We start from the raw sequence: 23,074 nt of genomic DNA on the forward strand, positions 1-23,074 counted from the left end.
GAACAAGCGCAGCGTCGTTCAGGCGGGGCTCTGTTTAGCGAAGAGGGCCACCGCCGGGCCGCCCCAAGGTGGCCCGCAGCCCCCTTGGGGGGCGGATGGGCGGGCCCTAAGCCCGAACAGCCGGGGGCAAAAAAAAACCCGACCTAGAAGGCCGGGTTTCACTGTTGATTTCTGGTGCCGGCGAGGCCGGCACCGAAATCAAACCGCTCAGGGCTTGTTGCCAGTCGGGAAAGGCCAGGCCGCTTGCGGGCTCAGCGCAGTCTTGGCGGCAGGCGCCGGGGCAGCAGCAGCAGGCTTGGCAGCAGGCGCAGGGGCAGCGGCAGGCTTGGTCGGCGCCTTCTTGGCAGAGGCCTTCTTGGCGGCCGGCTTCGCAGCAGGCTTGGAAGCCTTGGCAGCGGGCTTGGCAGCAGCAGTGGCCTTCTTGGCAGCAGGCTTGGCAGCCGACTTGACCGCAGGCTTGGCCTTGGCAACAGCCTTGACCGGCGGCTTCTTGGCCGCAGAGGCCTTCTTGGCAGGAGCCGCAGCCTTCTTGGCCGGTGCAGCCTTCTTGGCAGCAACCTTCTTCGCAGCCGGTGCAGCCTTCTTGGCAGCAACCTTCTTCGCGGCCGGTGCAGCCTTCTTGGCAGCAACCTTCTTCGCAGCCGGTGCAGCCTTCTTCGCAGCAGCAGCCTTCTTCGCCGGAGCAGCAGCCTTCTTGGCCGGAGCGGCCTTCTTGGCAGCAACGGTCTTCTTGGCCGGAGCGGCCTTCTTAGCCGGAGCAGCCTTCTTGGCCGGAGCGGCCTTCTTTGCGGGAGCAGCCTTCTTGGCTGCAACCTTCTTCGCCGGGGCGGCCTTCTTGGCCGGAGCGGCCTTCTTCGCAGTTGCCATTTCAGTTCTCCTTGATCAAGTGGAAATAGCCCTGCCCGTCAACAACCGGTTGTTGCCAGTGCAGGTATCCATTGCCCATGAGTCGAGGGAGTTCGCCACGGTGCAATGAATGGGGTTGCGATGCAGGACCGCCGCTTCTACGTCGGTCAGTCGGTTGCATCGCCAATCTTGATCTCTTCTCTTCAGTCAAACAGTCAACAGTTCAGCGGTCGCTCCAGCCCGGGACTTCATCAGTCCCAGGACAGCGCGCCGCCCGATTGGTATTCGATCACTCGGGTCTCGAAGAAGTTGCGTTCCTTCTTCAAGTCGATCATCTCGCTCATCCAGGGGAACGGATTCTCTTCGTTGGGGAAGAGCGTCTCCAGTCCGATCTGGGTGGCGCGACGATTCGCGATATAGCGCAGGTAACCCTTGAACATCGCCGCATTTAGACCCAGCACGCCGCGCGGCATGGTGTCTTCAGCGTAACGATATTCCAGCTCCACGGCCTCTTCAAACAGTTGCTTGATCTCGGCGCGGAACTCGGGCGTCCACAGGTGCGGATTCTCCAGCTTGATCTGATTGATCAGATCAATGCCGAAGTTGCAGTGCATGGATTCGTCGCGCAGGATGTATTGGTACTGCTCGGCCGCGCCGGTCATCTTGTTCTGGCGGCCCAGCGCCAGAATCTGCGTGAAGCCGACGTAGAAGAACAGGCCTTCCATCAGGCAGGCAAAAACGATCAGCGACTTCAGCAGCGTCTGGTCCGTCTCCGGCGTGCCGGTGACGAAGTGCGGATCCATGATCGCGTCGATGAAGGGGATGAGGAATTCATCCTTGTCGCGGATCGACTTCACCTCGTGATAGGCGTTGAAGATCTCGCTTTCATCCAGACCCAGCGATTCAACGATGTATTGATAGGCGTGGGTGTGGATCGCTTCCTCGAAGGCCTGGCGCAGCAGGAACTGGCGCGCCTCGGGAGCGGTGATGTGGCGGTAGGTGCCCAGCACGATGTTGTTGGCCGCCAGCGAATCCGCGGTCACGAAGAAACCGAGATTGCGCTTGATGATGCGGCGCTCGTCCTCGGTCAGACCATTGGGGTCCTTCCAGAGGGCGATGTCGCGGGACATGTTCACTTCCTGCGGCATCCAGTGATTCGCGCAGGTGGCCAGGTACTTCTCCCACGCCCACTTGTACTTGAAGGGCACAAGCTGGTTGACGTCGGTGTGGCCATTGATGATGCGTTTGTCCGCGACGTTGACACGTCGGGCGCTGCTGGCTTGGGCGTTGTCACTCGATGCGGAGGTGTCCGCGCCGGAGACGACGGACTGGCGCGCGGCGTCCATGGTGTTCATGGTCGCTGCGTTGATCGATGCGCCGGAGGCCGGCGCGCTGCTCGAAGGTTTACGGTCTTCTTCCCAAACCAACATGGTGGTCTTCCTATCGTCGCGGATTATCGGAGTGTTGTGTTCAAACACAAAGGACTTCTTGACTTCAGCGCCACTTCCCTGTTGCTGGTCCGCATCGCATTTCGCTTCCGAAGCGGCGCGCGGAGACGGGCGGCGTGGTGCTGAATCGTCATGCCGCGGGGGCATGAATTCAAGTGCTCATCGATGCTCCGCATGATTCATCGCAAAACGCGAGGCGGCCGAGAACATCGATGAACACTCGCATCGCGAGCGTCGGGCTGAAAATTTCCGCAAGGATTGCCGCAGATATTCACGCATCCTGCAGCCGCCTTGCGGTCCGTTTTCAGCCCTCTGATGACCACCTCGCGATGGTCACCAGTGGGCCAACAAAGACTTACTGGCAAGCCTCGCAACCGGGGTCGTCAATCGCGCAGAACTTGACGTCGGTGGCGGGCGTGACGTCGTCGATGACGGCGGAAACCGAGGTTTGCACCACGGCGGCTGCCACCGGCGCAGTGGCCGCAGGCGCTGCCGAAGCGGCCGCTGCGTGGCCACCACCCACCGAGCTGCTCACCGAGTTGAGCTGGCCGGCGTTCTGCACCGTGCTCTTCTCGGCGTGCGTGGCGCCCATCGTGCGGAGGTAGTAGGTCGTCTTCAGGCCACGCTGCCAGGCGAGCTTGTAGGTCTCGTCCAGGCGCTTGCCGGAGGCGCCAGCCATGTAGATGTTCAGGCTCTGCGCCTGGTCGATCCACTTCTGGCGGCGCGCGGCGGCTTCCACCAGCCACACCGTGTCGACTTCGAAGGCGGTCGCGTAGAGCTGCTTGAGTTCCTCGGGCACGCGGTCGATGCGGCGCAGCGAACCGTCGAAGTGCTTCAGGTCCATGACCATCACGTCGTCCCACAGGCCCAGCTTCTTCAGGTCGCGGACCAGGCATTCATTCACCACGGTGAACTCGCCGGACAGGTTGGACTTGACCGACAGGTTGCCGAAGCAGGGTTCGATCGAGGCGTCCACACCAATGATGTTGGAGATGGTCGCGGTCGGGGCGATGGCCACGCAATTGCTGTTGCGCATGCCGTCACGGGCGATCTTGGCGCGCAGCGCGTCCCAGTCCAGCGTCACCGAACGGTCCACATCCACATAACCGCCGCGGGCTTCAGCCAGCAGATCCAGCGAGTCGATCGGCAGGATGCCGCGGTCCCACAGCGAACCACGGTAGCTGCTGTAGCGGCCGCGTTCGGCAGCCAGCTCGGTCGAGGCCCAGTAGGCGTGGTAGCAGACGGCTTCCATCGAACGGTCGGCAAATTCCACCGCCGCCTGCGAGGCGTAGGGCACGCGCAGTTCATACAGCGCGTCCTGGAAGCCCATGATGCCCAGGCCGACCGGACGGTGGCGCAGGTTGGAGTCACGGGCCTTCTTGACGGCGTAGTAGTTGATGTCGATGACGTTGTCCAGCATGCGCATGGCCGTGGACACCGTCTTCTTCAGCTTGGCCTGGTCGATCTCGCCGTCCTTCAAGTGCTGGGACAGATTGACGGAGCCCAGGTTGCACACCGCGATTTCGTTGTCGTTGGTGTTCAGCGTGATCTCGGTGCACAGGTTGGACGAGTGCACCACGCCCACGTGCTGCTGCGGGGAGCGCACATTGCAGGCGTCCTTGAACGTGATCCAGGGGTGGCCGGTCTCGAACAGCATCGTCAGCATCTTGCGCCACAGGTCCCGGGCGGGCATGCGCTTGTAGAGCTTGATCTCGCCACGGTCGGCCTTGGCCTCGTAGGCCGAATAGGCGATTTCGAAAGGCTTGCCGAACAGGTCGTGCAGGTCCGGGCAGGTGGACGGGCTGAACAGGGTCCAATCGCCGCCTTCGAGCACCCGCTTCATGAACAGGTCGGGAATCCAGTTCGCCGTGTTCATGTCATGCGTACGGCGACGGTCGTCACCGGTGTTCTTGCGCAGTTCCAGGAACTCTTCGATGTCCAGGTGCCACGTTTCCAGATAGGCGCAGACAGCGCCCTTGCGCTTGCCGCCCTGGTTCACGGCCACGGCGGTGTCGTTGACCACCTTCAGGAAGGGGACCACACCCTGGCTCTTGCCGTTGGTGCCCTTGATGTGGGAGCCCAGTGCGCGCACGGGGGTCCAGTCATTGCCCAGGCCACCAGCGAACTTGGACAGCAGCGCGTTTTCCTTCAGCGCTTCATAGATACCGTCCAGGTCGTCGGCCACCGTGGTCAGGTAGCAGCTGGACAGCTGCGAGCGACGGGTACCGGCGTTGAACAGCGTCGGGGTGCTGGACATGAAGTCGAAGCTGGAGAGCACCTCGTAGAACTCGATGGCGCGCGCTTCACGGTCGATTTCATTCAGCGCCAGGCCCATGGCCACGCGCATGAAGAAGGCCTGCGGCAGCTCGATGCGGGTGCCGTCCACATGCAGGAAGTAGCGGTCGAAAAGGGTCTGCAGGCCCAGGTAGTCGAACTGCAGGTCGCGCTCGGCCTTCAGCGCCGCACCCAGCTTGGCGAGGTCGTACTGCTGCAGCTTCTCGTCCAGCAGCTCGGCCTGAACACCCTTCTTGATGAAGCCGGGGAAATATTCGGCGTAGCGGGTGGCCATGTCGGCCTGCGTGGCTTCCTCGCCCAGGATTTCCCTGCGGATGGTGTGCATCAGCAGGCGGGCGGTGGCACGGGTGTAGCCAGGGTCCTTCTCGATCAACGTGCGGGCGGCCAGGATGGCGGCCTTGTAGACCTCGTCGATCGGGACACCGTCATACAGGTTGCGCTTGGTTTCGGCCAGGATCGGGTCCGGCTTCACGTCGGCACCCAGACCTTCGCAGCTGGACACGATCAGCGCCGACAGCTTGTTCAGGTCGAGCGGCACACGCACGCCGTTTTCCGTGACGCTGATGCCGGACTCCAGCACAGACGCCTGCGCCACCTCGCCCTGGTGCTTGCGCTCCTGGCTGCGACGCTCACGGTACAGCACGTAGGCACGGGCCACTTCATGGTGGCCACCACGCATCAGCGCCAGCTCGGCGTGATCCTGCACGTCTTCAATATGGAAGGTGCCGCCGCCCGGACGCGAGCGCACCAGCGCACGCACCACGGAATCGGTCAGCGCATCGACGGTTTCGCGCACGCTGGCGGACGCAGCGCCGCTGGTGCCGTGCACGGCGAGGAAGGCCTTCATCATGGCCACCGCCACCTTGCTCGGCTCGAAGTGCACCACCGCGCCATTGCGGCGGATGATCTGATAGGCCTGGAAGCTGCCGGCGGCGTTCGGAGCGGACTCGCGATGAGTCTGCGCCAGGCCTGCTTCAGCGGTCGGTGTGACGGCGACTGTCTGCATGGGATCCTCGTCTGTTCTGGTTCGGAAAAACAAAAAAAGCTACGCCGTGCCCGGGCTACCGACCGTGCCAGCGCATCAAGTTATGGGGTGTTGTAGAGAACGCCTTCCCGCCGAGCTTCCCGTGACCGTTGCGAAGCCAGCGCGCAAGCAGCGCGGGGACATCGACAGGACTGCGGGAAAGGCGTTCATCGCTGTTTTGCGAAGTCAGCAGGATAGCATGTAGGACACTATATCTAGGGTCTGGTGGTCCTTCAAGCAACTACCGATAGCGTTACGACCCCTTGACTACCCCTAGGCATGTGAGTAGCGGCAAGGCCCGCCCCCGCACATGTCCGATGGATTGGGAGATCCATTTTGGAGCGCCAGGATTGGCGCGGGTTTCGGGCGGAAATCGGCCGCGAATACCCATCAACAAAGGGATCGCGGTGCACCTGACCGAGCGGACCTGCGTTCCGTTTTTCTGGCGCCTGTCACAGCTGATCAGGACAAGCCCCAACTAGGGCCTTCCCGCAGGGGCGCCAGGTGGGCGCTATGCGGCCGCAAGACCGCGGCAAACCCGCTTGCGCATCACATTGCGCACCACGTTGCGCATCGCCTGCCGAACATGCCGGTGGCAACGCCCGTCACCGAGCTTCGCGGCTCAGCTTTCCTCGCCGCCCAGCGAGATGCCCAGCCGCGCCATGCGATAGCGCATCTGGCGCAGCGACAGACCGAGGCTGGCGCCAGCGGCAGTGCGGTTGTTGCGGTGATGCTCCAGCGCGCGCAGGAGCAGCCGCTTCTCCACCTCGTCGAGATAGGTCGCGAGGTCGGTGGGCAAGGGGGCCTGGCCGTTGGCCTCAGCCGGCAGCGGCACACCGGAGGCGCCATCCGCGCCACCAAAACCGTTGTCGGGGGCATCGTCCGCTTCCAGCACGCCATCGGGCAGGCCGAGGTCGGCCACGTCGATGCCGTCGCCGCTGGACAGGGCCAGGGCGCGATGCAACAGGTTCTCCAGCTCCCGCACATTGCCGGGGAAGCTGTAGCGGCCCAGCACGGCCAGGGCCTGTGCGGTCAGTTGGGGGACGGTATCGACGCCGGCATCCGCCGCAATGCGCTCCAGCACACGCGCGCTGATGGGTGCCAGATCTTCCATGCGCTCACGCAGCGGCGGCACACGGATCTGGATCACGTTCAGCCGGTAATACAAATCCTGGCGGAAGCGTCCGCCCATGACCTCTGCGGCAAGGTCCTTGTGGGTGGCGCTCAGCAAACGCACATTGACCGGCATTTCCGCCACTGCCCCCACCGGGCGCACGGAGCGCTCCTGCAGCGCACGCAGCAGCTTGGACTGCATGGCAATGGGCAGGTCGCCGATTTCATCGAGGAAGAGCGTGCCGCCCTGGGCGGCCTGGAAGAAACCTTCGCGGTCTTCCGTGGCGCCGGTGAAGGCGCCCTTGCGATAGCCGAAGAATTCAGCTTCCAGCAGCTGCTCGGGGATGGCGCCGCAATTCACCGCGATGAATGGGTGCGGCCGACGGGCACTCACATCGTGAATGGCGCGCGCCACGAGTTCCTTGCCAGTGCCGGACTCGCCGTTCAACAGCACCGGCGCCATGCTGCGGGCGACCTTCTCGATCAACTCCCGCACCTGCCGCATGGCGGCAGATTCACCGACCAGGCGTTCCAGCGCGGAGACCGGGCCTGCGGCGGCGACACGCAGGCGCTGCACCGGTACGCGGCGTGAAGCCTCCACCATCGCGGCACCCATGGGGGTCACGGTGGGGGCGCTATGGGTGTCGGCATGAAGGTCGGACTGGGTGGCGAATGTCGGGGCGGACGTTGCGGCTGGTGCCGTCGGCGCCAAAGGCCCCGGAGACAGGGATCTGGAGCCAAACATGGTCGGCGCCGGTGGCGCGACCGGTGGAGAACTCGGCGCGCGCGCGACGGGCGCCGAGGGCGCGTCCGGCCGAGGCACCCGCCCGAGCGCGGAAGCGACCACCATGCGGAACTGACGCAGATCGACGGGTTTGGTCAGATAGTCATAGGCGCCCGCCTTGAGGGCCTCCACCGCGTTCTCCGGCGAGCCGTAGGCGGTGATGACGATGGCGCGTTCACTGCGCCCCTGCTGCTCCAGCCAGCGCAGCACATCAAGGCCGCTGCCGTCGGGCAGGCGCATGTCGGTGATGACGGCGTCGTAGCGGCGGGACTCGAGCAGCGCCAGCGCGTCTTCGACCGTGCCTGCGCTGTCCAGGGTGAAACCCTCGCGCAACAGCGTCATTTCATACAGCGTGCGCAGGTCGGGTTCGTCATCGACCACCAGCAATCGGGAATCAGCGCTCATGGACAGTTTCTTGGGCAGGGGATGGCGCGATGCGCGGCAGCAGCAGACGGAATTCGTTCAGGTGCTGCGCGTCGAGACGGTGGTAATCGATCCTCCCGCCATAGCGCTCGCTCAGTTCCCGGCAAATGTACAGGCCCAGCCCCGTTCCACGGCTTCGGGTTGAAAAGAATGGTTCGAACAAGTGTCGTTCTACCTCTGCCGGCAGGGGATCAGCGTCGCTCAGGACCGACAGTCGTATCCATTCCGCCCCCTGCTCCGCCACTTGCACCCGCACGGACGCCGCGCCAGGACGTGTATGGCGCAGGCCGTTGTCCAGCAGGTTGATGAGGATGCGGCGCAGATGCTCGGGGTCGAAGCTCACCACCGCGTGTTCACGTTCGATCTCTACCCGCAAGGGGCTGGCGTCGCCCTCCGGCAGGCGCTGCGTGGCGGCCCAATCTGCGCAATATTCACGCACCAGCGGCGAGAGCGCGAGCACCAGCGGCACCGGTGCAATGCCCGGCGCCACTTCCATCACGTCGTCCACGATGCGCTTGAGCCGCTCCACGTTGCTGGCCACCATGCGGGTGAGCTGCTCCAGGCGGGGCTGACCCGCGCAGTCTTCTTCCAGCAGTGCGTTCGCCTGCGAGATGGCGGTGAGCGGATTGCGGATTTCGTGGGCGATACCGGCAGAAACGCGTCCCATCGCCGCCAGTTTCTCCTGGCGGTTGCGGGCCTCGAGATGGCGGTTGTCCTCGACGAACAGCACACACAGATCGTCACCATCCAGCGGCCGAAGCGTGAAACGCATGCGCACATGCAGCGAACGCTGCAGACCGCCGCCGAAGTCCAGCAGCACATCGCCGCCGGCCTCGGGCCAGCTGTGTTCGGTGTAGGCCTCTTTCAGGGCGCGCAGCAGCGGTGCCCAGGAGGGGGTGGTGTCCAGGCGGAACGGGCCCGGACGCAGGGTGGCGCCTTCAGCCAGCAGCGCGCGGGCCGCCGGGTTGGCGGTACGCACCAGGCCGCGGCGGTCGGCCACCAGCACGCCCTCTTCCATTTCTTCAATCACCAGTCGGTTCAGGTCGGCCTGCTGGCGGGCGTATTCCAGGCTGCCGCGCGCGGCGCGCTCCTCACGGGCCAGCCGGCTGGACAATTCATTGGCGAGCAAGGTGACCACAAACAGGCCCACCCCCAGCAGGCCGGCCTGGCTGATGCGCAGGCCGCTGTCCAGTCCCAGCATGACCGCCCAGGCGGCCACCGCCAGAAGCTGCAGGCTGGCCAGCGCGGCGCAGGCCAGCGCCCGCAGGCGTGGCAGCAGCGCCCCGGCCATCAGCACCGGCATGAAGAGCAGCGCCCCGTAGCTCAGGCCGGCCGGGTCCAGCCATTGCAGCAGGCTGAACAGGACCAGATCCACACCCATGCTCAGGACGATCTGGCGCCAGCTCAATGTCTGGCGCTCCGGTGTGGGCGGCCAGGCGCCGCCGCCGAACCAGCGCGGAAGCATCCACGCCAGCACGGCCTGCACGCCATAGAGCAGCGAGAGCCAGGCGGCCCAGGAACTGGGCCGTGCGCCCATCAGGCTGGCCAGCGATTGGGTGGCCAGCAGTGCCAGACTCAGGGCCGCACGCGCCCCCATGAACGCGCGGTACAGGCGCTGGACGGTGCTGATACCGGTGGTGCGGGAAGACGAGTCGGAAAGCGGCATGGGGGGCGATCAAGGGCGGCGGTCAGATACGGCGACCACCTACGACATCAGGGTACGGGCGCCATGTGGCAGTCAGGACAACGCTCACCCCAGGCGGGCTTCGAAGCTGGCGCGGTGCTCGGCACTGCAGAACTGGCCGCCCCGCCCCGGCAGCGCATCGCTGGCGGGGAAGTGCATGCCACAAGCCGTGCAGCGGACCATGGCCTCCGGTTCAGGTTCCACCGGCGTGGCCGGCGGGGGGCCTGCGGGCCGTGCGGGCGACGCAGGCGATGCGGAGGGTCGGTCCGGCCGGCCACGCTTGAAGCCCAGCACAAAGAAGAACAGGGCCAGGACCAGCACCCAGAACAGCAATTTCATTTCACGCGTCCGATCACCAGGTGCGTTGCAGGATCACTTCCAGCACGAAGCGCGAGCCGGCATACGACAGCAGCAGCAGCCCGGCCCCGAAATAAAGCCAGCGGGTGGCCCGCCGCCCACGCCAGCCAAACACTCGCCGCCCGGTGAGCAGGCCGGTGAGCACCAGCCAGCCGAGCACCGCAAACAGCGTCTTGTGGTCCCAGCGCCAGGACGGCATGAAGGCCCAACCCAGCACCAGCGCCAGGGACAGCACCACCACCCCCGCGCCCACGAATTGGAAGGTGAGCCGCTCCAGCCGCAACAGCGGCGTGGTGAGCACCGGCGTGGTCAGCATGGGGCCGCCCTGCCCTTTTTGCGCCCGCATCTGCCGTTCGGCCCGGTTGAGCATCACCGCATGCATCACCGCCACCCCGCACAGGCCGTAGGAGGCCAGGCCCATGGCCCAGTGCAGCGGCGCCAGGGGTGAGCCCGCCTGTGGGCGATATTCGCCAGGAAAGAGCCACGCCACCAGCATCACCAGCAGGCCCAGGATGCTCAGCAGCCGCTGCGCGGACGGCAGCGGCAAAAAGCGGCTCTCTATTAAATAGACACCCAGCACCAGCCACAGGGTCATGGACAAGGACGGCGCGAAGCCGAAGCGGGCCGCATGCACCAGCCCGCTGGACGGCGCCGGGGCGCCGATACCGGCAATATCTGTCACCAGGGCGGCCAGGTGCAGGCACCAGGCCAACGCCAGCACAATACGCCACGTGCGGGGGCGCCGCGTGGCCCAGAATGCGGCCAGGGCGTAGGCCAATACGCCGGCAACGCTGAGCACCGTCAACAGCGCGCCGGCAGGCTGTTCTGATCCGAACGATAAAATCATCCTCAAAGTGTAATGAGACACGCCGGTTTTCCGCCGGCGTTTGAACAATGGCATCCACTCTCACCGACCGCCTGAGTCGCCTCGTCAAGACGATGCGCGGGCAAGCCCGCATCACCGAAGACAACGTGCAGGACATGTTGCGCGAGGTGCGCATGGCGCTCCTTGAGGCGGATGTGGCCCTGCCCGTCGTGCGCGACTTTGTCGCCCGCGTCAAGGAAAAAGCCCTGGGCGCGGAGGTGGTGGGTTCACTCTCCCCCGGCCAGGCCCTGGTGGGCATCGTCCACAAGGAACTCGCTGCCACCATGGGCGAGGGCATTGCGGACATCAACCTGGCCGCGCAGCCGCCCGCCATCATCCTGATGGCCGGCCTGCAGGGTGCCGGCAAGACCACCACCACCGCCAAGCTGGCCAAGCACCTGATCGAAAAGCGCAAGAAGAAGGTGCTGACGGTCTCTGCGGACGTGTACCGCCCAGCCGCCATCGAACAGCTCAAGACCGTCACTGGCCAGGCCGGTGCCGAATGGTTCCCGTCCACGCCGGACCAAAAGCCGCATGACATCGCGCTGGCCGCGCTGGACCATGCCCGCCGCCACTTCTTTGACGTGCTGCTGGTGGACACGGCCGGGCGTCTGGCGATCGACGAGGCGTTGATGGCGGAAATCCGCGACCTGCACGCCACGCTGAAGCCGGTGGAAACCTTGTTTGTCGTGGACGCCATGCAGGGCCAGGATGCGGTCAATACCGCCAAGGCCTTCCGCGAAGCGTTGCCGCTGACCGGCATCGTGCTGACCAAGCTGGATGGTGACTCGCGCGGTGGCGCGGCGCTCTCCGTGCGCCAGATCACCGGTGCGCCGATCAAGTTTGCCGGCGTCTCCGAGAAGATCGACGGGCTGGAAGTCTTCGACGCCGACCGGCATGCCGGCCGGGTGCTGGGCATGGGCGACATCGTCGCCCTGGTCGAGGAAGTGCAGAAGGGCGTGGACGTCGAGGCGGCGCAGAAGCTGGCCGAGAAGCTCAAGTCCGGCGATGGTTTCGACCTGAACGACTTTCTGGCGCAGATCTCCCAGATGAAGAAGATGGGGGGCCTGTCCGGCCTGATGGACAAGCTGCCCACGCAGATGACGGCCAAGGCCGGCCCGCAGGACATGGACAAGGCCGAGCGCGACATGAAGCGCATGGAAGGCATCCTCAACGCCATGACGGCCAAGGAGCGCCGCCAGCCCGCGCTGCTGATGGACGGCAAGTCCAAGGCCAGCCGCAAGCGCCGCATCGCTGCAGGTGCAGGTGTCCAGATCCAGGAGGTCAACCGCCTGCTGAATCAGTTCGACCAGATGCAGGGGATGATGAAGAAGATGAAGGGCGGCGGCCTCATGAAGATGATGAAGAAGCTGGGCGGCGCCAAGGGGCTGAAGGGCATGATGGGCGGCGGTGGCGGCGGCATGCCGTTCTGAGTTGCACCAGGCAAAGCAAAGGGCTCCCGAGGGAGCCCTTTTTGTTGGTTGTTCCGCCCTGGCGGCCCTGGCGACCAAGCCGGAGACCGTTCAGCAGCATCCGCTAGGCATCACTCCAGCAGTGCCAGCGCGAATTCGCGTGCGTCGAAGGTCTGCAGGTCCTCGAGCTTTTCGCCCACGCCGATGAAGTAGACCGGCACGGGCCGCTCACGGGCAATGGCCGCCAGCACGCCGCCCTTGGCGGTGCCATCCAGCTTGGTCACGATCAGGGCGGTCAGGCCCAAAGCCTCGTCGAAGGCCTTCACCTGGGTGAGCGCGTTCTGGCCGGTATTGCCGTCCACGACCAGCAGAATCTCGTGCGGCGCGCCTTCCTGCGCCTTGCCGATCACACGCTTGATCTTCTTGAGCTCTTCCATCAGGTGGAGCTGTGTGGGCAGACGGCCGGCGGTGTCGGCGATCACCACGTCAGCCCCGCGCGAGCGGCCGGCCACCACGGCATCGAACGTCACGGCGGAGGGGTCCCCCCCTTCCTGGCTGACGATCTGCACGCGGTTGCGGTCGGCCCAGACGGAGAGCTGCTCGCGGGCTGCGGCGCGGAAAGTGTCTGCAGCGGCCAGCAGCACATTGGCTTCGGCATCCGCCAGATGGCGGGTGAGCTTGCCGATGCTGGTGGTCTTGCCGGCGCCGTTCACGCCAACCACCATCATGACGGTGGGGCTGTGCTCGCCGATGACCAATTGGCGTTGCAGCGGCTTCAGCAGCTCGGTGAGCGCATCAACCAGCAGCAGGCGCACGGCGGCGGGCTCGGTGACCTTGCTGTCCTTGACGCGGCGCTTGAGGTCCTGCAGCAGGAACTCGGTAGCCTTGACGCCGGCGTCGGCCATCAGCAGGGCGGCTTCCAGCTCTTCATACAGCGCGTCGTCGATCTGCGTGCCGGTGAAGACCTGGGCGATGCTGGAGCCGGTCTTGCGCAAGCCCTGGCGGAGCTTGTCCATCCAGGACTTGCGTGCAGCCGGCTCAGCAGGTGCGACGGGGGCCGGGGCAGGCGTTGCCGAAGTGGCTGTGGGCGAGGGCTTGGCGCCAAAGACGGGAAGGGACGCTTTGGCGGTGGTGGGCGTGGCTGGAGCGGGGGCCTGGGCCGGTGTTGGTGTGGTCGCGGTGGGAGCGGGTGCTGCGACAGGCATTGCTGGCTGCACTGCTGGCGTCGCGATGACCGGTTGAACAGTGGCAACTGGGGCCTGCACGGGTGAAGCGACTTGCGGCGCTGCGAACGAAGGGCCGGAGGGCCGCGCAACAACGGGCCCTGGCGCGGACGGAGCGACGGGGGGCGGCACGGGTGCCAAGGCCGGAGCCGGAGCGGGAGCGGGAGCCAACTCAACAGCATGAGCCGGGACTGCCGCCGGGATTTCCGGTGTCGTAACAGGCGCGGCATCTGATGCCGCAACAGGCACCGGTGCGGGCGCGGCCTCGGAGCCGAAGCCCAGTTTTTTCTTGATGAAGCTAAACATGAAGGAGACTGCTCGCCGTTTCAATCGCCTTTTTCCGGCGGGGCTTGCATTGTCGTAGAAAACCTTGCTATAGTCGCGTTCTTCGCAAGGCGCTTTAGCTCAGCCGGTTAGAGCGACGGAATCATAATCCGCAGGTCCGGGGTTCGAATCCCTGAAGCGCCACCAGATAAATCAAAGGGTTACGACGCAAGTCGTAACCCTTTGTGCTTTGTGGCGACGCCACTTGTCAGAACGATCTGATATTTCTCTCTCGGAGCCCCCGCACGCCGGCCCAAAGTCGGAAGAGCAACGTCGGTCTTAGACGTGCAGCTGCTCCAGCAGAACGCCGATCTCGCCCTCCACGGCCCTGTACTCCTCCTTCACGTACGAGAGGAACTGGGGCAGTTGGAGGTGGTAGTCCTCATAGTCGGCGCGATCTCGAATCGTCGCACTCCGGAGCAGCCCCTCGTGATAGAGCACCGCGTCACGGACCGACTGCAGGAGCATCGGGGCCCAGGCATCCGGGATGGAAATCATGCGGCCTCCTTGATCGCGTTTTTTGCAAGTTCGGTCAGCAGGCGTTTGAACTGTTCAAGGGGCATATCGAACGCTGGAGCGATGGTGTAGTGGGTCGCACCAAAGGAATCGTTGAAGGCATCAAGGACGACGGCTAGTCCCTCAGGAAGGACTGAATCAACCCGGGTTGATTCAGATCGCATTCGATGCCGATCCTCAGACGCGGGAACTTGCCTCCATCGCAAATCAGCGGCAGCTCGCCGACTGAATTTCAAACACGCCGTCTCGCAACTTGCGGCTGACCATGGTGCATTGCTTGTAGCCCTCCAAGGCGTGCGTGAGCACGACGCTGGTGGCGTAGTACCCGCAGATGGCGATGGCGCCAGGTGTCGTTGGCAAGTTCCAGAGCACCGTTTCGGTCACCGTGCCCTTGGCGTCTCGCTTGGTTTTTACATCGTCGTAGATGGCACCAGCCCTTGCATCGAGCGGACCTTCATTGATGCGAAAAGCCACCAACGTGTGCTTGGGCGTCTCCTGCCCCACCGTGAAACCGGCAGGCACCTCGCCCAACTTTTGCTGCGTCTGAGGAAGTTGGGCCGGGCAACTGAAGGCCTGCGGGGCGGCGCTCACCGACGCACAAGCCAGCGACAGGGCGAGGATGGGGCCAAGCTTGATCAGCATAACAACGGGCTTGCCAAAGAAACCAGAGTGTTGGACGGTATTGTTGTTGGGCAATCGGTCACACCAAAGCATTTGCGAAAGCACCGTCCCCAGAGACCGCCACGATGAGCTTGTGCGTCGCTCGTGTGGCCGCGACATAGAAGAGCTTCGCCTCGTCTGCCGGCTCCTCCCCCCCGTGCGGCATCCGTCCCACGCCCGCAATTGCCACGACTGGAAATTCCAGGCCTTTGCTGGCGTGCATCGTCATCACCTTGATCGTGTTGGCCAGCGGATCGAAATCACCCGATCGGTGCCGGACATGATGTGGCAGCCGCCGATGGCTCAAGCTTCTGGCACATTGGTCCATCGTGCTGTGATCCCGGCACAGGATGGCCATGTCACCCCATGCATGCCCCTCCTGATGCGCGGCCGATAGGAGCCCCGCAATCGTCGTGGGCTCCTGACTCGGCGTAGGCACGCGGACGATCAATGGCTCTGGCCCCTCCCTGCCACAACTCAGTGGCTGAACCAGAGGCACTCCATCGTCATCCTGCATGTCAGGTTGGAGAAACTCGGCCGCAACGCGATTGGCGGTTTGCAGGATCTGCTTTGTGTTGCGGTAGTTGATCTTGAGAATCGTGGTGCGGCCGGCAGCTTGAATGCCCACGCTCTTGAAGCTAAAGCCGCGGGCTCGGCTCTTGCCGTAGATGTCCTGTGCGCTGTCGTACAGGATCAACAAGCTGTTGGTCTCGGGATCGACCATTTGCGTGACCAGTTTGAGCCATTCAGGTTGGAAGTCATGGCCTTCATCGACCATGACCGCTTGGTACTGTCCTGAAGGAATTTGCTTGCGGTCGACGCCGCGAATCACGTTGTGGACCATCTGGTCGAACATGCCCGGGCCTTGAGGCGGGATGGGCTGGCCGTACGCCACCAACTGCTGCCGGCACCATTTGTGGAAATTCCGGACGTGTACCCTGTCTGTCAGCCCCTTGGCGGCAAACAAGGCGGTGAGCTTCACCGCCAACGGTTCGTTGTAGCAAAGGACCAGAATCGGCCGGATGGCGTGGGCATTCGCCAGCAGCTCGGCCCGATAGCCCAGGATCATCGTCTTGCCGGAACCGGCGACCCCATGGATCACGCGGTGACCTTCCCCCAGACTGCGAGCCAGTTGCTCCTGCTGTATGTCCATCACGCGCATGATGCTGGGCAACTCTTGCGGATCCTCCGAAAGGAGGCTTCCCTGAACCGGGACTCTCACCTGCGGGAACATGATCCAGCGCACCCGTTCGAGCTGTGGCACAGAGATGGCCTTGCCGAACGCATGGGGAAACATATTCCACAATCTCTGCTGAAACGCCTCCGGCTCTGCGGACTCCAGCATTTCGTCCTTGCAGATCACGAGATGGGGCTCGATCGCCTGGTCGAGCCCTGCTTGCTCGAATTGCTTGCGGGTGATGTTGGTGAAGACAACACCACTGCCCCAGGGAAAGGCGAGCTTGCCACGGTGGGGGCCGTCGGCAAGGATCAACTCGGCGTCCCGTTCCAGGGCATTGACGACCTGAATCGCGCAGTGGCGGACCTGCATTGCCGGATTGACGACCGACTTGACTCGGTTGTCGGCGAATATGGTCCAGGTTTCCCGGCTGGCCTCCTGGATCGTATCCAGCAGCCAGTCCTTGGCCTCGAGGATCAAGATGCCGCGGCGGGGGTGAATGATGACGAAGTCGGGGTGAGTCTGCTTAGGACCGACGGGGACGTCATACCAAAGCATGTAGTCCTCATCGAGTTTGCCTTCCAGACGCTCGGCAATGCGCCGTTCGCCCGGCGTCATGCGTCCTGCACACGCGCTCATTGCGGGGATGAGTACCGCCATTGTTTTATCCTCCTTGGGTCGGAGGATAGGGGGCTATCTGGCACTGCAGACGCTTGTATACCGTGAGAAATCCACATTTGCTACGCATGGGCGCGATCAGATGTTTGTGTGGCCAAGGTCATGCTTATAGTTATCTCGTTCGATCGATTGATCTCGCGAGGATCTTTGATTGAGTAGTTCACCATCTTCTGCGGCCGCAGCTTTCACAGTCAATGCCATACCCTGACCAGTACGCCATACCGCTTGTCGACGGACACCCGAAGGCGAAGCGCCGCCGCCCGTCATCCCTGGCATGACGGGCCCAATCATGGCATTTCTGGCGGCGTCAGTACGGCGCCGTTGAACGTATGCTCATGCGCCGTCAAATCAAGACGTCAACATAGCCGCCGTATCAACTGGCCAGGGGCGGAGCTGCAGGCTGCGCCGGCTCATCGCCCAGCAGTTCCATCGCTTCGGCCGCCGCCATCGCCGCCGCATCCAGCAAAGCCTCGGTGTGCCCCTTCGCGACCAACTGCTTGCGTCGGTTGTTGGAAAGCCGTCCGGTCTCAGCGATGGCGCGCGCAGTCAACACCAGGTCGTTGTTGTTCATGTCCACCGCACTGTTCACGGCGCGGTAGATCGCGTCGTAGCGGCGAAGGAAAATCATCTCTTCGCGCAAGTCACGTTGCAGCGCCTCGCTGGCCATCCTCAAACCGAATTCGACGCAAGCCGTCGCGTCCCAATACCGGTAGATCTCCGGGTCGCCGCGAAAGTCCTGGTAAATCTCCTCGTCACCCACCCACTGCACGTCCCACAAGGCGCGGCTGCGCTTGGAGAAGCTCTGAAGTGCGGCCAGGTAGTCCTGCTCATGGCGCCTCATCGCGATGGACACCGGCAGGACCAGACCACTCTTCAGACGATGGTCCGTGCAAGCCACCTTGTGGAACAAGAAGCGTGACAACCGTCCGTTGCCATCCATGAATGGGTGGGCAAAGACAAAGGCGAAACTGACCAACGACCCCCGCACCAAAGGATCCAGCGCACTGTCGCGATGATTGGCCAGACGCATGACAGCCGCCATGACTTCATCTAGCAGTTCGGGAGGCGGTGGCAGATAGGTAACGCCCAAGGCGCCTCGGAGTTCGTTGCGAAGTCGGTTCTGCGCCTCGCGAAAATTCACAGCCTTGTCGATGGGATTCGATACCGCCAGATTCTGCAACGTCACCAAGTACTCTTCGGTAACGAGCTGACCATCGTGAGCCTTGGCCAGCATCGCAGCAAAAGCCTCCGCCTTGCCGGGCGTCGGACGCTCTCGCTCAATGGCATAGCTGTTGTCGGTCTCGCTGAGGTAGGCCCATCGAACCGCGCGGTCGAGGATGCCCTTGTCCACGCTGCCAAGAAACTCGGCCGTCTGCGCGAGCAGATCTTGCGCGAGTAAGGCCTGCACCTCCGGCGTTCGTCGAACGGTGATGCAATATTGGGGTGACCCAATTCCGTTGAAGTCGATGCGCCAGCGGGTATTGCGCTGAACGGCATCCGTCAGGTAGTCGTCCTCGTCAAACAGCTTTTCGTAGGCGCCCGTCGCAGCGGGAAGGTCCTTGAGTTCCTCCCCGTTGGCAATTTCCCAGAGATAGCATGCCGTTCTTGCGAAGCGGCTACTTGGAGCCGCTGCAAACGCGTTGGCGACGTCGGCACCGGGAATGCGCCGCAGAGAGGCGATCGCGGCGGCCAGGTTCAGTCCTTCATGCTTGAGCGCGAAGAACAGGTGATCGAGGGGCTCATCCGATGCGGGCGCGACCGATGACGGCACAAGAATCGCGTCAGGTTGATGAGAAATGCGGCTGACCGAAGCGATGCGTGCGGTTCGCTCGGGCGGAAAGACGGCTGTCTTCAGTGTCGAGGCAAGAAATTCGTACCCAAGGTCCCGAGTCGCCATTTTTTTCTCCGCTGAGCTGAGAAATTTATACGAAATCGCTGTTTCTCTTGGATTTTTCTTCGAAAATTAGATTTCAGCCACTTTTCCCTACAAATTGGTCTTGAAGCGGCGCCGCAGAGCGTTTGAGGAATCATCCGAAACGACTTAACGGTCGGTTTTTTTCTCCGGAAGCACCGGAAAATTCTCTGAATTCTCGGATTTCGCCAGATTTCTCTTCGCAAAGAACGACTGACGAACACGCAAAAACAAGCCCACCTTCGAACACCGAAGTTCAGCACAAGCGCGCTTGCGCATCACGCTAGTGGAGAAGTGCCCGCAGATCACCGCTCCTCAGCGCCCGCCCTAAAGATCAGTCGCTCAGACACTCAGCGGCAGCTCGCCTCTTCCAGCCGGAACTGGGTATCCCGCGTGCGGCGGCTCACGGCTTTGCACTCGGTGTAACCCGTCAGCGGGCGCGTGAGCACCACGGATGTCCGGTAGTACGAGCACACCGCATAGGCGTCCTGCAACGGCTTGACCTGCCAGACCAAGGTCGACGTGACATGGCCTCGTGCGTCCTTTTTCTCCGTCACATCGTCATAGATGGCGCCGTCGGATTTGGAGACCGGACCCAGGTTGATCGTGAACCCATTCAGGTGGTGGCGAGATTCGCCAGGCCCTTCCACAGCGGCCTGCCAGCCGGCCGGCGCCTGCCGGGCTTGCTGGTCAACGCCAACGAGCTCCGTCGGGCATGAGAACGGCTCAACGGCCGCCATGGCCGATGCACCGATGCCCATCAGCGCCACCACGGACGCTTTCAAGAAGAAGTTCACCATTGGATGGTCGCGTAGCTGCCGCCGTTGTAGAAATAGGTGTCGGGCTTGCCGTGCGCCTTGGGATCAAAGTAGACCTCGCGCTCCTTGATCTCGGCCACGCCACGGTATTGCTCAACGTTGGTGAAGCCTATCACCACGCCACTCTTGTCCTTCACCACCCCCGAATAGAACCCGGAGTGTTGGCCCGTGGACCCGTTGGGATAGAAGTTCTCTGCATTCCATCCACTGGCGATGGGCGTACCGATGGCCAGCGACTCCACCACGGCCGAGGTCAGCGCCATGCCCTTCTTCCAGTTGTTCGGCTGGGTGCGCGGCGCGTTCGCCAGTGCCTTCACCAGTTCGGCGCATTGGATCGCACCGTCGGGCCGCTTGACCGGTTCCTTCTTGATGAAGGTCTTGATGTTCAGGACAGCACCAAAGTGCTCGAAATACGCGTGGGCAGTGATGGCAGCAGCAGACATGAACGGGACGACACGGAGGGTAACGGTGCATGGACTCTAGCGATCAAGGACCACGCGGCCCTCGGACCTTGGTCATGTCGGCGCGGCCGGTTCCGTCACCACTTGTATCGTTCGTGCCAGAGTCAACATTCCATGCACGGCTGAATCTGGGCTGCCGCAAGTGCACCCCGGCGCTTTGTAGCAAGCCCGTGTAGTCGCCTGCGTGCAAGCCTACAAATCCGCAAATCGCCCGAAACGCCCACCACGCCTAATCCCTGGCATCGACTTCACAGGTCTGCGCATGCCAACCCTCCGTCACATCCCTCTGCTGCTTGGCGCCCTGCTCGCCGCCACAGCGGCCTCCGCCGCCTTTGCCGCCTGCCCCGAAGGCGGTGGTGACCAGAACCGCCCCAAGGGCCCGCCGCCAGAAGCGGTGGCAGCGTGCAAGGGCAAGACCGCCGGTGCCACCGTCACCCTCACCATGCGTGACGGCAAGACCATGAGCGGTGTCTGTGAACAGCAGGGCGGCGTGTTGGCAGCACGCCCGCAAGGCATGGGCGGCAAGCCGCCAGAGGGCGGCCGTAAAGACGGTGGTGGCGGTGGTGGTCGTGGCGGCATGCCGCCGCCACCCGATGGCGCCGGCTCCGCGCCCCCTCCCCCACCGCGCTGCGGAAACGAGGGCGCCGCCTCCAGGTAAGGCGCGCATGGGTCTGCGTCCGCGTCAGCGCTTTCGTCAGGGCGGTCCATCAGCCGATGCGCGCAGATATGGCTCTTGCCCGAGCCACAATGGCCCCATGCCCCGCCGCCGCAACATCAACTTCAATGCCGACGCCCCGCAGGTCGCCCGCGACCTGATCGGGGCACTGCTGTTGGTGGATGGCGTTGGCGGCCTGATCGTGGAGACCGAGGCCTACGACATGGCCGACCCCGCCTCCCACAGCCACGGCGGCCCGCGGCCCCGCAACCTGTCCTTGTTCGGCCCGCCGCGCCATGTCTATGTCTACCGCTCCTACGGCATCCACTGGTGCCTGAACCTGGTCTGCCGTGAGGCGGGCCATGGCGCCGGGGTGTTGATCCGCGCCATCCAACCCACTCACGGGCTGGATGTGATGCGCCAGCGCCGCGGCCTGCAGGATGAACGTGTGCTCTGTTCCGGCCCCGGCCGGGTGGCGCAGGCGCTAGGCATCACCCGCGAGCACGATGGTCTGCCGGTCGATCAGCCGCCGTTTGAACTGCAGCCCGCCAGTGCCCGCACGGACGTGATCGCCGGTGTACGCATCGGCATTTCCAAGGCGATCGACCTGCCCTGGCGCTTCGGCCTGGCCGGGTCACGCTTTGTGAGCCGGCCGTTTCCCGTGGTGCCGATGTCCTCGGCATCCGCAGAATCGGCCGACTGATGAGAGCCGCGTCGCTTCCCGCGACGCCACCAGGTCCAGCGTGTCAGGTCACCGGCGCCGGATTGAAAAGCACCAGCGCGTTGTGCAGCTGATGCCGCTCCGCCCAGGTGCGGCGGCCGCTGGCCACGTCCAGCATCATCTGGAACATTTCCCAGCCCATTTCGGCGATGGACTTCTCACCATCGGCGATCAGGCCCGCATTGATGTCCATCAGGTCATGCCAGCGGCGTGCCAGGTCGGACCGCGTGGCCACCTTGATCACCGGGCATTCCGCCAGGCCATACGGTGTGCCCCGGCCCGTGGTGAACACATGCATGTTCATACCTGCGGCCAGTTGCAGCGTGCCGCAGATGAAGTCACTGGCCGGCGTGGCCGCGTAGATGAGGCCACGTTGGCCATTGAGCTTGTCGCCGGGCGACAGCACGCCGCTGATGGGCGCGCTGCCGCTCTTGACGATCGAGCCCATGGCCTTTTCCACGATGTTGGACAAGCCGCCCTTCTTGTTGCCCGGCGTCGTGTTGGCGCTGCGGTCCACACTGCCGCGCTGCAGGTAGGCGTCATACCAGGCCATCTCGCGGATCATCGCGTCCGCGACTTCCGGCGTGCTGGCCCGTGAGGTCAACTGGGCGATGCCGTCGCGCACCTCGGTGTTCTCACTGAACATCACGGTGGCGCCGACGCGCACCAGCAAGTCGGCACAGAACCCCACCGCCGGGTTGGCGGTGACGCCGGAGAAGGCATCGCTGCCACCACACTGAACCCCCACCACCAGCTCGGATGCGGGTACGGTTTCACGGCGGCGCGCATTCAGCCGTTCCAGATGCCGGCGGGCAGTCTTCATGATGGACTCCACCATGGACATGAATCCGACGTGCTCGTTGTCCTGCAGGCACACCACATCCAGCCCGGCATGTTCGTCACGCTGATCGCTGATGGGGATCACGCCGGGGGGCATCAGGCGTTCGGGCTGCAGCTTCTCGCAGCCCAGGCTGACCACCATCACCTCGCCGCCAAAGTTGGGGTTGAGGCTGATATTGCGCAAGGTCCGGATGGGGATGATGGCGTCCGGTGCATCGATGGCCACCCCGCAGCCATAGGTGTGCTCCAGGGACACCACATCATCCACATGCGGATACAGCGGCAGCATCTCTGACTTGATGCGCTTGACCGCAAATTCCACCACCCCCGCCACACACTGCACGGTGGTGGTGATGCCGAGGATGTTGCGTGTCCCCACCGAGCCATCCGCGTTGCGGAAACCTTCAAAGGTGTAGCCCTCCAGCGCTGGCAGGGGCGCTGGCTTGACGGTGGCCTTGGGCAGACCTTCCAGCTCGCGCGCCTCCGGCATGCGCAGCAGGCGCTCATGCACCCAGCTGCCAGCCTCGATGGGTTGAACGGCATAACCGATGGGCACGTTGTAGCGCAGCACGGCCGCTTCGGCCGGCAGGTCCACCAGCGCCACCTTGTGGCCCTGCGGCACCTTGTCCTTCAGCACCAGGCCGCTGGGCAGCACGGTGCCCGCTGGCAGGCCCCCGTCGTTGGCCACGATGGCGACGTTGTCCGCCTCGTGGATCTGAATGGTCAGCGGAGAAGTGGCAACGACGGTATTCATGATCGCGGTCCTGATGGCGGGCCCCGGTGTGTTCGCCGCCGGCCGGGGTTGGGCCGGCTGGTGGCGATCGGGGCAGCTGTCGTG

Annotated in this window: 19 protein-coding genes and 1 tRNA gene; 4 read left to right on the forward strand and 16 right to left on the reverse strand. The window is 64.0% G+C overall.

What is annotated here, in order from left to right:
* Positions 1 to 207 precede the first annotated feature (207 nt).
* The 7 genes from BMY53_RS05475 to BMY53_RS05505 all read right to left on the reverse strand — a co-directional run bounded on the left by BMY53_RS05475 (position 208) and on the right by BMY53_RS05505 (position 10,773).
* On the reverse strand, positions 208 to 867 hold the full coding sequence (locus tag BMY53_RS05475) for a histone (RefSeq protein WP_092944446.1): 660 nt from the start codon (positions 865 to 867) through the stop codon (positions 208 to 210).
* Positions 868 to 1,097: 230 nt separating this feature from the next.
* A complete protein-coding gene (locus BMY53_RS05480) occupies positions 1,098 to 2,276 on the reverse strand; it encodes a ribonucleotide-diphosphate reductase subunit beta (protein ID WP_092944448.1) in 1,179 nt (392 codons plus the stop codon).
* A 373-nt stretch (positions 2,277 to 2,649) separates the two neighbouring features.
* Positions 2,650 to 5,595 (reverse strand): ribonucleoside-diphosphate reductase subunit alpha, encoded by a 2,946-nt coding sequence (locus BMY53_RS05485; RefSeq protein WP_092944450.1) that lies wholly within the window; start codon positions 5,593 to 5,595, stop codon positions 2,650 to 2,652.
* Between the two features lie 640 nt (positions 5,596 to 6,235).
* Complete coding sequence (locus BMY53_RS05490) at positions 6,236 to 7,915, reverse strand: sigma-54-dependent transcriptional regulator (RefSeq protein ID WP_092944452.1); 1,680 nt, start codon at positions 7,913 to 7,915, stop codon at positions 6,236 to 6,238.
* On the reverse strand, positions 7,905 to 9,599 hold the full coding sequence (locus BMY53_RS05495) for a sensor histidine kinase (protein WP_092944453.1): 1,695 nt from the start codon (positions 9,597 to 9,599) through the stop codon (positions 7,905 to 7,907). Before BMY53_RS05495 ends, BMY53_RS05490 begins: the two co-directional genes overlap by 11 nt.
* 84 nt (positions 9,600 to 9,683) lie before the next feature.
* Positions 9,684 to 9,956 (reverse strand): PP0621 family protein, encoded by a 273-nt coding sequence (locus BMY53_RS05500; RefSeq protein ID WP_092944455.1) that lies wholly within the window; start codon positions 9,954 to 9,956, stop codon positions 9,684 to 9,686.
* 13 nt (positions 9,957 to 9,969) lie between these two features.
* Positions 9,970 to 10,773 (reverse strand): cytochrome C assembly family protein, encoded by an 804-nt coding sequence (locus BMY53_RS05505; RefSeq protein WP_255370070.1) that lies wholly within the window; start codon positions 10,771 to 10,773, stop codon positions 9,970 to 9,972.
* 95 nt (positions 10,774 to 10,868) lie between these two features.
* On the opposite strand from BMY53_RS05505, the gene ffh reads away from it, so the two are divergent.
* Positions 10,869 to 12,272, forward strand: coding sequence for a signal recognition particle protein (gene ffh / locus BMY53_RS05510; protein ID WP_092944459.1), 1,404 nt, complete (start codon positions 10,869 to 10,871; stop codon positions 12,270 to 12,272).
* Between the two features lie 110 nt (positions 12,273 to 12,382).
* Here the strand turns inward: ffh and ftsY are convergent, their stop codons facing one another.
* The gene (ftsY, locus tag BMY53_RS05515) at positions 12,383 to 13,456 is read right to left on the reverse strand and encodes a signal recognition particle-docking protein FtsY (RefSeq protein ID WP_177200730.1); all 1,074 of its coding nucleotides are present in this window, start codon (positions 13,454 to 13,456) and stop codon (positions 12,383 to 12,385) included.
* Between the two features lie 412 nt (positions 13,457 to 13,868).
* Here ftsY and BMY53_RS05520 point away from each other — a divergent pair.
* Positions 13,869 to 13,945 (forward strand) — tRNA-Met (locus tag BMY53_RS05520).
* A gap of 132 nt (positions 13,946 to 14,077) precedes the next feature.
* Here the strand turns inward: BMY53_RS05520 and BMY53_RS05525 are convergent.
* The 7 genes from BMY53_RS05525 to BMY53_RS05550 all read right to left on the reverse strand — a co-directional run bounded on the left by BMY53_RS05525 (position 14,078) and on the right by BMY53_RS05550 (position 20,002).
* Positions 14,078 to 14,296: a hypothetical protein gene (locus BMY53_RS05525; RefSeq protein WP_218151182.1), complete on the reverse strand. Its 219-nt coding sequence runs from the start codon at positions 14,294 to 14,296 to the stop codon at positions 14,078 to 14,080.
* Positions 14,293 to 14,478 carry a Tse2 family ADP-ribosyltransferase toxin gene (locus BMY53_RS25355; protein ID WP_143073928.1) on the reverse strand — a complete coding sequence of 62 codons (186 nt, stop codon included), beginning with the start codon at positions 14,476 to 14,478 and terminating at the stop codon, positions 14,293 to 14,295. The genes BMY53_RS05525 and BMY53_RS25355 overlap by 4 nt, the downstream gene beginning before the upstream one ends.
* A gap of 43 nt (positions 14,479 to 14,521) precedes the next feature.
* On the reverse strand, positions 14,522 to 15,010 hold the full coding sequence (locus BMY53_RS05530; protein WP_143073929.1) for an STY0301 family protein: 489 nt from the start codon (positions 15,008 to 15,010) through the stop codon (positions 14,522 to 14,524).
* 4 nt (positions 15,011 to 15,014) lie between these two features.
* Positions 15,015 to 16,811 (reverse strand): DEAD/DEAH box helicase, encoded by a 1,797-nt coding sequence (locus BMY53_RS05535; RefSeq protein WP_177200731.1) that lies wholly within the window; start codon positions 16,809 to 16,811, stop codon positions 15,015 to 15,017.
* Positions 16,812 to 17,202: 391 nt separating this feature from the next.
* On the reverse strand, positions 17,203 to 18,726 hold the full coding sequence (locus BMY53_RS05540) for a Fic family protein (RefSeq protein WP_092944467.1): 1,524 nt from the start codon (positions 18,724 to 18,726) through the stop codon (positions 17,203 to 17,205).
* A gap of 365 nt (positions 18,727 to 19,091) precedes the next feature.
* Positions 19,092 to 19,526, reverse strand: coding sequence for an STY0301 family protein (locus BMY53_RS05545; RefSeq protein WP_143073930.1), 435 nt, complete (start codon positions 19,524 to 19,526; stop codon positions 19,092 to 19,094).
* A gap of 8 nt (positions 19,527 to 19,534) precedes the next feature.
* Complete coding sequence (locus tag BMY53_RS05550) at positions 19,535 to 20,002, reverse strand: BPSL0067 family protein (protein WP_092944471.1); 468 nt, start codon at positions 20,000 to 20,002, stop codon at positions 19,535 to 19,537.
* 280 nt (positions 20,003 to 20,282) lie between these two features.
* Here BMY53_RS05550 and BMY53_RS05555 point away from each other — a divergent pair, with 280 nt between their 5' ends.
* Both BMY53_RS05555 and BMY53_RS05560 read left to right on the forward strand, forming a co-directional pair.
* A complete protein-coding gene (locus BMY53_RS05555) occupies positions 20,283 to 20,678 on the forward strand; it encodes a hypothetical protein (RefSeq protein WP_092944473.1) in 396 nt (131 codons plus the stop codon).
* A 97-nt stretch (positions 20,679 to 20,775) separates the two neighbouring features.
* Entirely contained in the window at positions 20,776 to 21,378 is a 603-nt protein-coding gene (locus BMY53_RS05560) for a DNA-3-methyladenine glycosylase (RefSeq protein WP_092944475.1), read from the forward strand.
* 43 nt (positions 21,379 to 21,421) lie between these two features.
* Here the strand turns inward: BMY53_RS05560 and garD are convergent, their stop codons facing one another.
* Positions 21,422 to 22,990, reverse strand: a complete 1,569-nt coding sequence (gene garD / locus BMY53_RS05565; protein WP_092944477.1) for a galactarate dehydratase — start codon at positions 22,988 to 22,990, stop codon at positions 21,422 to 21,424.
* Positions 22,991 to 23,074 lie beyond the last annotated feature (84 nt).

This window comes from Roseateles sp. YR242 (genome assembly GCF_900109745.1).
Classification (GTDB): Bacteria; Pseudomonadota; Gammaproteobacteria; order Burkholderiales; family Burkholderiaceae_C; genus Roseateles.